A 12,998-nucleotide genomic window follows, 5' to 3' on the forward strand; every position below is an offset into this window, starting at 1 on the left:
CAATGGGGGATCATCAAATGGCTGTGGATACGATGCCAGCAAACAATGCACGCAGTTTCTCGTGGAAACGGCTTGGGTCAATGCGTGAGGCAGGTTTGATTGCAATCATCCTCATTCTCTGTGTGGCTATGAGTTTCGTATCCCCGCATTTCCTCACCTTCGGCAATTTTCGCGCCATGCTGATGAGCTTTTCGGTCGAAGGCATTGTCGTTGTAGGCATGACAATTTTGCTGATTGTCGGCGGCATTGATCTTTCGGTCGGCTCAGTGGTCTGTTTTGCAATGGTGCTTTCAGGCACATTGTTTCTGGCTGGATTAGACCCGTGGACGGCTTCTCTGATTGGCATTTTTGCTAGCGGGTTGATTGGCTGCGTGATGGGTTTTTTTGTGACCGTTGTGGGGCTCAACCATTTTATCACCTCGCTGGCCGCAATGGTTATCGTGCGCGGCCTGTGCCTGATTATCACCAAAGGCACACCGCTTTCACTGTTTACACTGCCTGCCAGCTTTAAAATGATCGGGCAAGGCACGTTTTATGGCGTACCTTATGTCATCCTGATTTTCGTGTTTATTGTTGTGTTGTTTGATTTTCTGCTGCGCCGTGCAACTGCGTTTCGTAAGGTTTTCTATACCGGCAGCAACGAGAAAGCCGCTTTATATTCCGGCATTAAAACCAATCAGGTAAAGTTCTGGGTTACGGTGCTCTGCTCCACACTCGCGGGCGTTGCCGGTGTTATCTATATGTCGCGCTTTGGCGCAGCAACACCAACATTTGGCGTGGGTATGGAGTTGAATATCATTGCCGCGGCGGTGATTGGTGGCGCTTCGCTCAATGGCGGATCAGGCACCATTCTTGGCGCGATCCTCGGCATAGCCCTGCTCTCTTTGGTCACAAGCTCACTGGTATTGCTCAATGTGTCGGTCTATTGGCAAGACATGATAAAGGGCTGCATTCTTCTCGGCGCCGTATCAATCGACCATTTTCTGCATAAACGAAAGGCGGCCTGATCATGGGTGTACTCCGGATGAAGCCTAAAACTGCCACAGCGCCGCGCGAGGAAATTGTGATTGCGCGTCAGATGCATCAGGCCTTGGTACTGCATTTTCTGGAAGGATTAACACAAGCCCAGATTGCCGAACGCTTGGGTATTTCGCAACCAACCGTCAACCGCTTGATCAAGCGCGGACGCCAATTGGGGCTTGTGGAAATTAAAATTACTTCACCGGTTGAACCACTGGTAGATATGGAAGAACGCCTGTTAGCACTCGGCGGCATTCAACGAGCTATCGTTGTGCCAACTGTTTCGGACAATCCGCAAACAGCACTACAGGCGGTGGGTGAAGCTGCTGCGCGCCTGTTGATTGAAGAGATTGCCGATGGTGACACGATCTGCATCACCGGCGGCAAAGGTGTTAGCGCTGTCGTTGCTGGTCTGCAGGCTCCCCGTCGCTTTGATGTTGACGTGATACCGCTGACCGGATGCGTGCAGGGTAAGCATTATACGGATGTGAACCATGTCTCGACCCTTATGGCTGACAAGCTCGGTGGTCGCGCCTATCAAATTCATGCACCGCTATTCGCAGACAGTCCAGCTGAATGCGCAATGTTGATTAATATGCGCTCGGTGGCAGATGTGTTCAGCCGTGCGAGGGAGGCACAAATTGCCATTGTTGGCATAGGCTCCATTTTAACCGACGATTCAAGCTATTACGATCTGCACCCGTCTTCAAGTATGGACAGAGACGCAATTGAACGCTCCGGCGCGCGCAGCGAATTGCTAGCGCATCTGTTGGACGATCATGGTCAGGTTTGCGGCTACAGCCTGAATGATTCACTGGTATCGCTGAAGCTGGAAGAGTTCAAATCCATTCCAACCAAAATTGGTTTGGCCAGCGGGCCGAATAAAGCATGGCCGATTTTGAGCATATTACGGGGCAATCATCTGGATGTGCTGATTACGGATGAAGCAACGGGGCAACGCATTCTGGACATAGCAGAAGCAGAGGGAGCACGGGGATGAGCAACACACAATTAACACGCGCAATCGGAAAATCCGGTGTTGAGGCCTCTGCTGTCGGGCTTGGAACTTGGGCAATTGGTGGCTGGATGTGGGGCGGCACGGATGAGCAACAATCAATTGCAGCCATTCAGGCCTCACTTGATGCAGGGGTAACGCTCATTGATACCGCTCCCGCCTATGGGCTTGGCCGCTCTGAAGAAATTGTCGGTAAAGCCCTCAAAGGACGGCGTGATAAAGCGGTGATTGCCACCAAATGCGGCCTCGTCTGGCACACACAAAAGGGGCAGTATTTTTTCGATCAGGGCACGCAACCCGTGCATCGCTATCTCGGACGAGATGCGATTATGCATGAGGTAGAGGAAAGTCTGAAAAGGCTGGGAACGGACTATATCGATCTTTATATCACCCATTGGCAAGACCCAACCACACCGATTGAAGAAACAATGCGTGCGCTTGAAGATTTGCGCAATGCCGGAAAAATTCGCGCAATCGGCGCCAGTAATGTCAATGCAGATGAATTGAAAACCTATATTGCAACCGGTTCTCTTGATGCAATTCAAGAGAAGTTAAGCATGATAGACAGGGAGATTGAAACAGAACTGTTGCCATTAACGCAGGTAAACAATGTTTCGACCTTGAGTTATTCCTCTCTGGCGCTTGGTCTGTTGGCTGGAACGATGGATGCAGAGCGAATATTTTCAGGCGATGATCAGCGCAAAGATAATCCACGTTTTTCAAAAGCTAACCGGTTGAAGGTGCAAGCTTTTGCTGAAGACATACGCACGGTTGCAGACAGGCATCAGGCCAGTATTGCGCAGATTGTGATTGCCTGGACACTAACCCAACCGGGTGTGACATTTGCTCTGTGCGGTGCACGTAATCCTGCACAAGCACTGGAAAATGCAAAGGCCGGCACAATCCGGCTGAATGCGCAGGATCTTGGTATCATTGATACGGCTATCGCTGCAAAGCTGATTAATCTGGACAAATAACGGACATATCATGACCCGTGAAGAGATATTGAACGGACTTCGTGAAAGTCCGAAGGTGGACGTGTGCGTTGTTGGCGGCGGCATTAACGGGATAAGCGTTTTCCGTGAGTTGACGCTGCAAGGGCTCTCAGTTCTGCTTGTTGAGAAGCATGATTATTGCTCAGGTGCGAGTGCTGCTCTGTCACGGATGGTGCATGGCGGCTTGCGATATCTCGAAAATGGTGAGTTCAGTCTGGTTAGGGAATCTCTGGTTGAGCGTGACCGGTTGCTGCGCAATGCGCCGCATCTGGTACACCCGCTGCCAACCACAGTTCCGGTGTTTGGTGTCTTTTCAGGACTTGCGAATAGTGTTGTGCGGTTTCTAGGGCTTAGCCGCAGACCGAGCCGTCGTGGTGCCATTGTCGTTAAAGCCGGATTGAGTATTTATGATTTTTTGACGCGCAAACGCGCACTTATGCCAAAGCATCATTTTCGCGGGCGGCAGGCAACACTTGCAAAATGGCCGGCACTTAATCCGGCGGTCAAAAGTTCTGCCACTTACTATGATGCGTGGGTTAAACAGCCGGAACGCATTGGGTTTGAGGTGTTGCAGGATGGTCTATCAACTGGTGAGAATGCGCGGGCGCTGAATTATGCTGAGTTGAAACTGCAAAAAACTGGCGGCCTTGCGGTACAAGACCACATCGCTGGTACTCTAACTCCAATAGAGCCAACTGTGATTATCAATGCAACCGGCGGCTGGATTGATATTGCCAATCAAAACCTGCTGCCGGAAGTTTCACATACGGCACCTCTGATGGGCGGCACAAAAGGCTCGCACCTGATTATTGATAATGATGCACTGCGTGAAGCACTTGGCGAACACATGCTTTATTACGAGAATGAAGACGGACGCATTTGCATTCTGTTTCCTTATCTCGGCAAGGTATTGGTTGGCTCTACAGATATCCGCATTGATAATCCTGAAGATGCCATATGTGGGCCTGATGAGCGGGACTATATTCTGCAATCACTGGCATTTGTGCTTCCGGATATCAAAATCAAACCACAGGATATTGTGTTCCAATTTTCCGGTGTGAGACCACTCCCCGCCAGTAAAGATAATTTCACCGGCCGTATTCCACGCGAGCATTACTGCACTTTTATTGAACCTACAGAGGGCAATCCACCGGTGTTGTGCATGATCGGCGGTAAATGGACAACATTCCGCTCTTTCGGCGAATTGGCGGCTGACCTGATTTTGCAACGTCTCAAAAAATCGCGCCATGTGGTAACAACTGACCGTGCCATTGGTGGCGGACGTAATTATCCTGTGAATCCAGATGCATGGATTGACCAAGTATTAGCCACAACAGGTCTGCCACAATCGCGGATAGAAGAGCTTTTCCAACGCTATGGCACTGATGCTAAAGCCATAGCCACGTTCATAGCGCAAGTGCCGGATGAGGCGCTGCCATGTGCCGATTATTCGGTACGTGAGCTGCGCTACCTGATCCGAAATGAAGCTGTTGAACATCTCGACGATCTTTTGTTACGCCGCACCACATTGGCCATCAGCGGGCAGCTATCCCTCAACATGACAGATGCCGCGCTCGATTTACTGGCGCAAGAAAAGCACTGGTCAACGCCTCACAAAGCTGCCGAGCGCAGCCGCTTTCTCACACTTCTCAATGAGCGCCATAGTGTTGGCCTCGATAGTCCCAACGACAGGAATAAACAGGGAGTACATCATGCGTAGTAATTCTAAAGTACGGATGAACCGTCTTTTTGGTGGCGGACGCTGCCTTGATGTGGCCATTGATCATGGTGTCTGCAACGAACCATCCTTTTTGGGCGGCCTCGAAAATATGGAGGCGATAGTCAAGGCTCTGGTTAGCGCTGCACCCGATGCCATTCAGATGAATTACGGTCAGGCTGATCTATTGCAGGATGTGCAAGGCAAAGACAAACCTGCACTGGTCATGCGGATAGATATGGGAAATCCTTATAACCATATTCGCCACCGCGCCATGTGGGCGGTCTTGCAAAATGAAGCTGAACCTCTGATCGGCGCCATCAAAATGGATGCCGCGTGCGTAGTGGTCAATCTTTTTATGGTGCCGGATGAACCTGATCTTTTCCGCCAATGTGTGCAGAATATTGCACGGGTGCGTGCTGATTGCGATAAATACGGTATGCCATTGATGATCGAGCCGCTTGTTATGCAGCCGGTGACCGAGCGCGGCGGGTATATGGTTGATGGCGATGCCGATAAAATTGTTACGCTAACAAGGCTTGCACGCGAAATGGGGGCGGATATCATCAAGGCTGATCCAACCACCAATGCGGAAGACTTTCATCGTGTGGTGGAAGCAGCGCGGTGTCCGGTTTTGGTGCGTGGTGGTGGCAAAGAAGATTTGCGTGCCGTGTTTGAAAAGTCAGCAGCTTTGATGCAGCAGGGTGCTGTCGGTATGGTTTACGGGCGCAATATCTACCAGCATAAAAATCCGGCCGCAGTGGTACGCGGTTTGATGGCCATCATCCATGATGATGCAAATGGTGAGGATGCCTATGCTCTCTACCAGCAAGGCTAAAATAAGAACAGAAACCTTGGGAGGGGTTTGGTTTGGGAGAGTATCTTTTAGGGCTGGATGCCGGCAATACCGTTATCAAAGCTGTTATCTTTGATCTGCAAGGCAATGAAATTGCATCCGTTGCGGAGGAAGGACATAGCCGTATGCCACATCCCGGCCATGTGGAGCGCGGCCTCACAGAGCTTTGGGCAAATGCCCGGGCTGTGATTAAACAAGCAATCCACAATGCCGGAATACAGCCAGAACAGATCGCCGCAATTGGTTGCGCTGGCCATGGCAATGGGCTTTACACGCTTGACAGTGATGGCGAGCCATTGCTTGCCATTCAATCACTCGATACGCGGGCTGCCGATCTGGTGGAGGAATGGCAATCAAGCAAGGTGGGTGATCTAACCTATCCGATTTCTCTCCAGAAGCCTTGGCCATCGCAGACCCCAACGCTGCTCGCTTGGGTCAAACGCTATCGTCCGGAGATATTCGCTAAAATCGGCACAGTCTTTCTCTGCAAAGATTTCATCGTCAATCGTCTGACCGGTAGCCGCGTTAGTGAAATGTCCGATATGGCTGGTTGCGGGTTGTTGAATGTTGCCAACCGTCAGTCTGACCATAATTTAATGAGTGCATATGGCCTTGGCGATTGCATGCATTTGCTGCCACCGCTTATTGAAAGCGCAGATATCGCGGGAACGATCACAGAAGACGCTGCGGAACAAACCGGACTCGCCGTTGGAACACCGGTTATCAGTGGGCTTTTTGATGTGGTTGCATCAGCTATTGGTTCAGGGGTGACACGCACCAATGCGGCTTCGATTATCGTTGGCACATGGAGCATCAATCAGGTCATTACTGACACTCCAAACCTCAAAAACCCGGTCTTCATGTCTTCTACCTTTGACCATGAGCGATTTATGGCGATTGAATCCAGCGCCACATCGGCTGCAAATTTGGAATGGCTGGTGCGCGAGTTCTTCCACGATGAGCAACCAGACCAGCGCTCACCGTTTGATGTCTGTTGTGAGTTAGCGGCCGCGATTGAGCCTGCTACCAATGACCCGATCTACCATCCGTTTCTCTATGGGGCACAACAAAACGGCAATGCACGAGCTGGCTTTTACGGTGTGGCCGGATGGCATACAAAAGGCCATATGATCCGCGCATTGCTTGAAGGCGTAGCTTTTGGTCATCGACAGCATATTGAAACATTACGAGCTGCGGGTGTGGAGTTTAACGAAGCCGTGATTTCTGGTGGTGGCTCGCGCAGTCTGCTCTGGCCACAAATTTTTGCCGATGTGTTGGGTGTTCCAGTTACTGTGGCTCGATCTCATCAGACCGGAGCGCTGGGAGTGGCTATCGCTGCGGGCACGGCTGTCGGGATTTTTGCTGACTTTGAAGCCGGTGCAAATGAGATGGTTCGCAGTGACCGTCAGTATCATCCGAACGTATTGCAGAAAACGCATTATGCCCGCCGTTATCAGCTTTACCGCGATATTGCCGATGCAATGGCACCGATTTGGAAGCGCATGGCCGCGGTTGAAGACGTAGTTTCGGAGGCAGCGGCGTGAACAACAGCGTCAATCAATCGCCGAAGGATGAAGGCATTTATGATTTTATCATCGTCGGCGCCGGATCAGCAGGCTGCGTGCTAGCCAACCGTCTGTCAGCCAATCCTAAAAACCGCGTGCTATTGCTGGAGGCCGGCAAGAATGATCGCTATCATTGGATACATATCCCAATCGGCTATCTTTACTGTATGGGCAATCCCCGCACCGATTGGATGATGAAAACACAAGCCGAAGCGGGCCTTAATGGTCGCTCGCTTGCCTATCCACGCGGCAAAGTGCTGGGCGGCTGCTCGTCGATCAACGGTATGATTTATATGCGTGGTCAGGCTGCTGATTATGATGGTTGGCGACAAGCGGGCAATACAGGTTGGGGCTGGGATGATGTGCTCCCATACTTTCTGAAATCAGAAGACAATTATCGCGGGAACACGCCTTTGCATCGCGCAGGTGGCGAATGGCGGGTAGAGAAGCAGCGAGTTTCATGGCCTATTCTGGATGCATTCCGCGATGCCGCTGAAGAAATGGGGCTTCCGAAAACGGATGATTTTAACTCTGGCGACAATGAAGGCTCCGGATATTTTGAGGTCAATCAAAAGGGCGGCGTACGCTGGAATACGACCAAGGCATTTCTTCGACCGGCAATGAAAAGACCTAATTTACGCGTGCTAACTGAAGCCGAGGTTGAACGACTGGAATTTGAGGGCAAGCGCGCAACCCGTATTCACTTCCGTCAGAATGGAGTTTCATGTGTTGCGACAGCGGCAGGAGAAATCATCCTGTCTGCCGGAGCGATCAATTCGCCCAAAATCCTTGAACTATCTGGCATTGGCAATCCAGACATTCTCAAGAATGCTGATATCCAGCTACAACATGAATTATCTGGTGTTGGCGAAAATTTACAGGATCATTTGCAAATCAGAACCGTCTTCCGCATCGAGGGTGCCAAGACGCTAAACCAGCTTTATCACAATCTTTTCAAACGCGCAGGCATGGGGCTGGAATATGCTTTTAGCCGTTCGGGGCCGCTTTCAATGGCACCAAGCCAGCTTGGAATTTTTGCAAAAAGCGATCCCTCGCTGGCAACACCAGACCTTGAATATCACGTGCAGCCGCTCAGTACAGACCGTCTTGGTGAACCATTGCATCGCTATCCTGCCGTTACCGTTTCCGTTTGTAACTTGCGTCCTGAAAGTCGCGGGACAGTTCATATTGCTGGGTCAGATGTTGGACATGCACCGCATATCCAGCCGAACTACCTTTCAACCGTTGGTGACAGGCTCATCGCGGCACGATCCATCCGTCATGCCCGCAATCTCATGGCAACGAAAACGCTTGAAAAATACCAACCGCAGGAAATGCTTCCCGGCGAGCAATATCAAAGTGATGACGAACTGATCCAACGCGCGGGCGACATCGCAACAACGATCTTCCACCCAGTTGGAACCTGTAAAATGGGGAGTGATGACCGCTCGGTTGTTGATGATAATTTGCGGGTACATGGGGTTAATGGATTGCGTGTTGTCGATGCTTCCATCATGCCAACGATTGTTTCCGGCAATACAAACTCTCCTGTAATCATGATTGCCGAAAAGGCCGCAGAGTTCATACTCAAACACTAAAACAGGATCAACGCTGCGCGGTTGTGAGTGGGCGGCAAGGTCCTGATCATAGCGGGTACAGAAGTTTGTTCAGGAGAACATTAGAAATGTCCTGTAGGTGTTTCTGACGTAACTTTATCTTTTTTCTGAAGAAGTCTCCAAAAGTTTTCAACGTGATTTTGAAGCGGAGTATCGTGACGGTAGATGCGGATTTCTACCATCAAGTCCCAATAGGAATCCAATGAAGCGCGCACTAGTTCTCCGCGGCTCATCTCTTCAGAAATCAGGCTCTCGGGTAGCCACGCCATTCCCCAGCCCGCCAATGCCATAGCCTTCAGACCGATGGAGATTGTATTTTCGTGCACAACTTGTCGTTTGAAACTGGGGCCAGAAGCAAATTTCTGTGAGAGTGCAGCGCCGAAGAACGAAAAATCGCCATAACTCAGATAAGGCAATGCCTCGTCGGTGCCGATTGCATGATCCAGCACAGGTCCGGCCTCTGTGGGGCGCGAAACAGGTATCAATCGTTCTGTACCCAACACAATTGACGGGAAGTGCTGGGGATCGATGAGTATCGGAACTGATGGATGTGCATAGGTTAGAAGGAAATCAACCTCACCTTCTGTGAGCGTGGCGATGTTGTCTTCAAACCCACCACGGTCTGGACTGAGCCGCGAACGTATGCCGCCAAGCTCCCTGTCCATCTGCTTGAGCCATTGTGGAAAGAACGTAACAGTCAGTGTGTGTAGAGCAGAAAAGGTTATGAGCGGGTTTTTAACTTCACGATTTGGCTGGAGCGCCTTGCGTGTCTGGTAAAACTGCCGAACTGTATCCTGCGCAACAGGCAGAAAGCTCCTACCTTCCTTTGTAAGCTCTGCCGGAAAGATCGCTCGATTAACAAGCGTCACACCCAACCAGAGTTCGAGCTGTTTGATACGACGCGAGAATGCCGATTGCGTAACATGACGTGTATCAGCGGCGCGCGAAAAGCTCGAAGTATTTGCAAGCGCGATAAAGTCTTCCAGCCATTTCAGTTCCATTCCCGGCCCATCCAGCACTTTGAGTTGTGGCTCTACCGCTCTTTTAGCGAAAAGCCTCAGAGCGATCTCTCAACGCTCAAACCCCTTATGCAATTTTTGCATAGTGATTGCAAAACATAGCATTGGTCTGCCAAAAGCTTTTTACCTACCCTCCATTTCAACAAAATTGAAATGTCCGAGGGCGTGTTTTGACCAGGGTAATTTATTTGAACGGAGCCTTCGTAGAGGAGAGCGAAGCGAAGGTTTCGGTTTTTGATCGCGGCTTTCTTTTTGGTGATGGCATTTATGAAGTAAGTGCCGTTCTCGATGGACGTTTGGTCGATAATGATCTGCATCTCGCGCGTCTTGAACGATCAGTGAAGGAAATAGGTATTCCTCTTCCTGCACCGCTGGAAAACATTCGTGAGGCTCAGGCAGAGCTCATCCGCCGTAATGCGTTGCACGAAGGCGTTGTCTATATGCAGGTGACGCGTGGAGAGGCCGAGCGCGACTTCGCATATGCCGACGACATGAAGCCTAACTTTGTCATGCTCACGCAGGCGAAAAACCTGGCCAATTCGCCCTCGGTTCTCAACGGCGTGCGCGTTGACATTACCCCCGACACGCGTTGGGCGCGTCGCGATATCAAAACGGTCATGCTTCTGGCTCAGGTGCTTGCCAAGAAACAGGCTAAAGCAAAGGGCTACCATGAGGTTTGGCTGGTCGAGGATGGCTTCGTCACCGAAGGAGGCTCTTCGACAGCTTTTATTATTACTCATGACAATGTGCTGGTCACGCGGCCAAATTCGCATGCAATTTTGCCTGGTTGCACTCGCAGGGCGGTTCTGCAGATCGCCAAAGAGCAGAACCTCAGCATCGATGAACGCCTTTTCACTGTCGCTGAGGCAAAGAGTGCGAAAGAAGCCTTTCTGACGAGCGCTTCGAGCTTTGTCACGCCCATTATTGGCATCGAAGATCATACGCTCGCAGACGGTAAGCCGGGCCCGATTACACGTCGCCTACAGGAAGTCTACATGGATCTCGCACGCACCGGTAGCGAGCCAGTTTTTCAACCGTAACCTTCAATCAAAGGATAAAAAGAGGGGAACATGACAATAAAAAAACTTTTCAAACAAACCGCTTACGGAGCACTTTTCGCAAGTGCTTCCATCATGGCTTATGCCGGAGTGGCATCAGCGGCCACTGAGGGTTATGGCGACTGTCCACTGATTGGCGAAAAAGGCTCATCCAAAATTGATCCGGCAGTAGCCGACCAGTTCACAGTGATCATCAATCTGCCTGCAGTGGGGCAGTTCAATGGTGACACACCCGAAACAATCAAAGATGGCTATGAGTTCTGCATGGCGGTCAATATTGCACATCGTCTGGGCCTCGATAAGGTGAAGCTCGTCAATGCTTCATTTGACTCCATCGTTGCCGGACAGAACAGGGATTATGACATCGCGCTGGCACTGATTTCTGTTACAGAACCACGCAAGAAAGTTGTAGATTTTTCTGCACCTTATATGAATTCAGGCTACGGCGTCGCAGCGCGTGCTGACAAGCCAGTGTCCGAACAGGACATCAAAACGGTCAGGGTGGGCACACAGGCAGGGACTACACTCGTTCCTTTCGCACAGGACACACTCAAGGTCGCAAGCCTTGATGTATTTGACGATACCGCGTCGATGTTTACAGCACTTGCCGCAGGCAAGGTGGATGCCGTTATGACGGATCTGTCGATCACACTTGGGCAGGCGCACAACTCTGATGGCAGGCTCGCCGTGGTGGGAAAATATAAGTCGAGCGGTGAGACGGCAGGCATTTATCCGAAGGGTTCGCCAAACGGTAAGATCATTGATCAGCTGATCGAAGACATGCACAAAGACGGCACGCTCAAGAAGCTGGAAGAAGCTTATCTGCTACCATCATGGGGTACATCACCAGATAAGATTCCTTTGTGGAAACCATAATCTGAAGGTCTTCGGGCTGCGATCACGCATCATGGTCGCAGCCTGACCCATATTCGAATACGACCCTGGTCATGTGAGTGCCTTTGCTTCGTCCATCGCATCAAGCGGCAGACAAGCGGAGAAGCAGGCCTGTTTCATCGAGAGTAAAATCATGTCCCACCTGGCACCTGAAGCCAGCGCGCAACGCGCCCAGCAATGGCGCGACCGCAACAAGGTCCGCACCCATGGCAGGCGATCTCTGTTTGCGTTCGCCTTTTCGCTTTTCACTTTCCTGACTATGGCACAGACAGCCTACAGCGTTGCAAGCTATACAATCAGCCAGGGTTGGTCATCGACGCCGGTTGTTGCGGTCAGCGTAGCCATTCTTTTCGCTCCGCTTGGCGTTCTTTGGTTCGCCTGGCGTGCCGTGCAATTATCCGGCAATGCCGGAACCAGCGCTGATATATACCACGGACGGGCATTGGGTGCGCAGGCATCGGATATGTCCTGGCAGGTAATCTCCTATGCCGTTGCATTGCTGATCATCTGCGCGGGCGCATGGTTTCTGATCGTCAACGATGCTGCGGTTAGTCGCACGTTTTTTGACGTAAACCTGATCGTAAAATCCGCGGGCACTGTACTGAAAGCATTCGGCACGAATATCGTAATTTTCTTCGTCGCGGCCCTGTTGATCCTGGTGTGGGCATTGGTCATAGCCATTGCACGAACGCTGCCCGGCAATGCAGGCAGACCTATCCGCGTCCTTGCAACATTCTATTGCGACTTATTTCGCGGGCTGCCCGCCATCATAACCATCTATCTGATCGGCTTTGGCCTCCCTCTTACAGGACTCCCGATCATCAAGGACCTGTCGTCCATTTCCTATGCGATCATCGCACTCACGTTGACCTATGGTGCCTATACATCCGAAGTTTATCGGGCAGGCATTGAAAGCGTGCACCCAAGCCAGATTGCAGCGGCACGTTCGCTTGGACTCTCCTATGCACGCACGATGCGCTATGTCGTTATTCCACTCGCCGTGCGTGGGATCATCCCTCCGCTTATGAATAATTGCATCAGTCTGCAAAAAGACACAGCTTTGGTTGCAATCATCGGCACTATCGACGCTTTCAACCAGTCCAAGATTATCGCCAGCAACTACTTCAATCTCTCGGCCGTCACTACGGTCGCCATTTTGTTCATCCTGATCACCATACCGCAGGCACGTTTCGTAGATCGTCTGATCGAACGCGATCGCCGGAAAACACGCTCGAGCCTGTGA

General features: G+C 51.1%; 11 protein-coding genes. 10 read left to right on the forward strand and 1 reads right to left on the reverse strand.

Annotated features, from left to right (window positions below):
• The first annotated feature begins 17 nt into the window (after positions 1-17).
• From CEV32_RS14915 to CEV32_RS14945, 7 genes are read left to right on the forward strand one after another with little or no spacing between them, the layout of a single operon-like run.
• Positions 18-1,007, forward strand: a complete 990-nt coding sequence (locus CEV32_RS14915; protein ID WP_094577950.1) for an ABC transporter permease — start codon at positions 18-20, stop codon at positions 1,005-1,007.
• A gap of 2 nt (positions 1,008-1,009) precedes the next feature.
• Positions 1,010-2,020 (forward strand): sugar-binding transcriptional regulator, encoded by a 1,011-nt coding sequence (locus CEV32_RS14920; RefSeq protein WP_094577922.1) that lies wholly within the window; start codon positions 1,010-1,012, stop codon positions 2,018-2,020.
• A complete protein-coding gene (locus CEV32_RS14925) occupies positions 2,017-3,012 on the forward strand; it encodes an aldo/keto reductase (protein ID WP_094577923.1) in 996 nt (331 codons plus the stop codon). The genes CEV32_RS14920 and CEV32_RS14925 overlap by 4 nt, the downstream gene beginning before the upstream one ends.
• A 10-nt stretch (positions 3,013-3,022) precedes the next feature.
• The gene (locus tag CEV32_RS14930) at positions 3,023-4,750 is read left to right on the forward strand and encodes a glycerol-3-phosphate dehydrogenase/oxidase (RefSeq protein WP_094577924.1); all 1,728 of its coding nucleotides are present in this window, start codon (positions 3,023-3,025) and stop codon (positions 4,748-4,750) included.
• Positions 4,743-5,585, forward strand: a complete 843-nt coding sequence (locus CEV32_RS14935) for a class I fructose-bisphosphate aldolase (protein WP_094577925.1) — start codon at positions 4,743-4,745, stop codon at positions 5,583-5,585. The genes CEV32_RS14930 and CEV32_RS14935 overlap by 8 nt, the downstream gene beginning before the upstream one ends.
• Positions 5,586-5,617: 32 nt before the next feature.
• The gene (locus tag CEV32_RS14940; RefSeq protein ID WP_094577926.1) at positions 5,618-7,147 is read left to right on the forward strand and encodes an FGGY-family carbohydrate kinase; all 1,530 of its coding nucleotides are present in this window, start codon (positions 5,618-5,620) and stop codon (positions 7,145-7,147) included.
• Positions 7,144-8,766, forward strand: a complete 1,623-nt coding sequence (locus tag CEV32_RS14945) for a GMC family oxidoreductase (RefSeq protein ID WP_094577927.1) — start codon at positions 7,144-7,146, stop codon at positions 8,764-8,766. The genes CEV32_RS14940 and CEV32_RS14945 overlap by 4 nt, the downstream gene beginning before the upstream one ends.
• Before the next feature lie 80 nt (positions 8,767-8,846).
• Here CEV32_RS14945 and CEV32_RS14950 read toward each other — a convergent pair whose 3' ends face one another.
• Entirely contained in the window at positions 8,847-9,785 is a 939-nt protein-coding gene (locus tag CEV32_RS14950) for a LysR family transcriptional regulator (protein WP_094577928.1), read from the reverse strand.
• A gap of 206 nt (positions 9,786-9,991) precedes the next feature.
• Here CEV32_RS14950 and CEV32_RS14955 point away from each other — a divergent pair, with 206 nt between their 5' ends.
• From CEV32_RS14955 to CEV32_RS14965, 3 genes are all read left to right on the forward strand, one after another.
• The gene (locus tag CEV32_RS14955) at positions 9,992-10,843 is read left to right on the forward strand and encodes a D-amino-acid transaminase (RefSeq protein ID WP_094577929.1); all 852 of its coding nucleotides are present in this window, start codon (positions 9,992-9,994) and stop codon (positions 10,841-10,843) included.
• A gap of 30 nt (positions 10,844-10,873) precedes the next feature.
• A complete protein-coding gene (locus tag CEV32_RS14960) occupies positions 10,874-11,737 on the forward strand; it encodes an ABC transporter substrate-binding protein (protein ID WP_094577930.1) in 864 nt (287 codons plus the stop codon).
• Positions 11,738-11,888: 151 nt separating this feature from the next.
• Positions 11,889-12,998, forward strand: a complete 1,110-nt coding sequence (locus CEV32_RS14965) for an amino acid ABC transporter permease (RefSeq protein WP_094577931.1) — start codon at positions 11,889-11,891, stop codon at positions 12,996-12,998.

The sequence above is a fragment of the Brucella rhizosphaerae genome, assembly GCF_002252475.1.
Taxonomy (GTDB): domain Bacteria; phylum Pseudomonadota; class Alphaproteobacteria; order Rhizobiales; family Rhizobiaceae; genus Brucella; species Brucella rhizosphaerae.

Bases quoted from the DNA above. Each gene is read 5' to 3' on its own strand.
- CEV32_RS14950 (WP_094577928.1), bottom strand. From the start codon at position 9,785: ATGGAACTGAAATGGCTGGAAGACTTTATCGCGCTTGCAAATACTTCG.
- CEV32_RS14920 (WP_094577922.1), top strand. From the start codon at position 1,010: ATGGGTGTACTCCGGATGAAGCCTAAAACTGCCACAGCGCCGCGCGAG.
- CEV32_RS14935 (WP_094577925.1), top strand. From the start codon at position 4,743: ATGCGTAGTAATTCTAAAGTACGGATGAACCGTCTTTTTGGTGGCGGA.
- CEV32_RS14915 (WP_094577950.1), top strand. From the start codon at position 18: ATGGCTGTGGATACGATGCCAGCAAACAATGCACGCAGTTTCTCGTGG.
- CEV32_RS14925 (WP_094577923.1), top strand. From the start codon at position 2,017: ATGAGCAACACACAATTAACACGCGCAATCGGAAAATCCGGTGTTGAG.
- CEV32_RS14965 (WP_094577931.1), top strand. From the start codon at position 11,889: ATGTCCCACCTGGCACCTGAAGCCAGCGCGCAACGCGCCCAGCAATGG.
- CEV32_RS14930 (WP_094577924.1), top strand. From the start codon at position 3,023: ATGACCCGTGAAGAGATATTGAACGGACTTCGTGAAAGTCCGAAGGTG.
- CEV32_RS14960 (WP_094577930.1), top strand. From the start codon at position 10,874: ATGACAATAAAAAAACTTTTCAAACAAACCGCTTACGGAGCACTTTTC.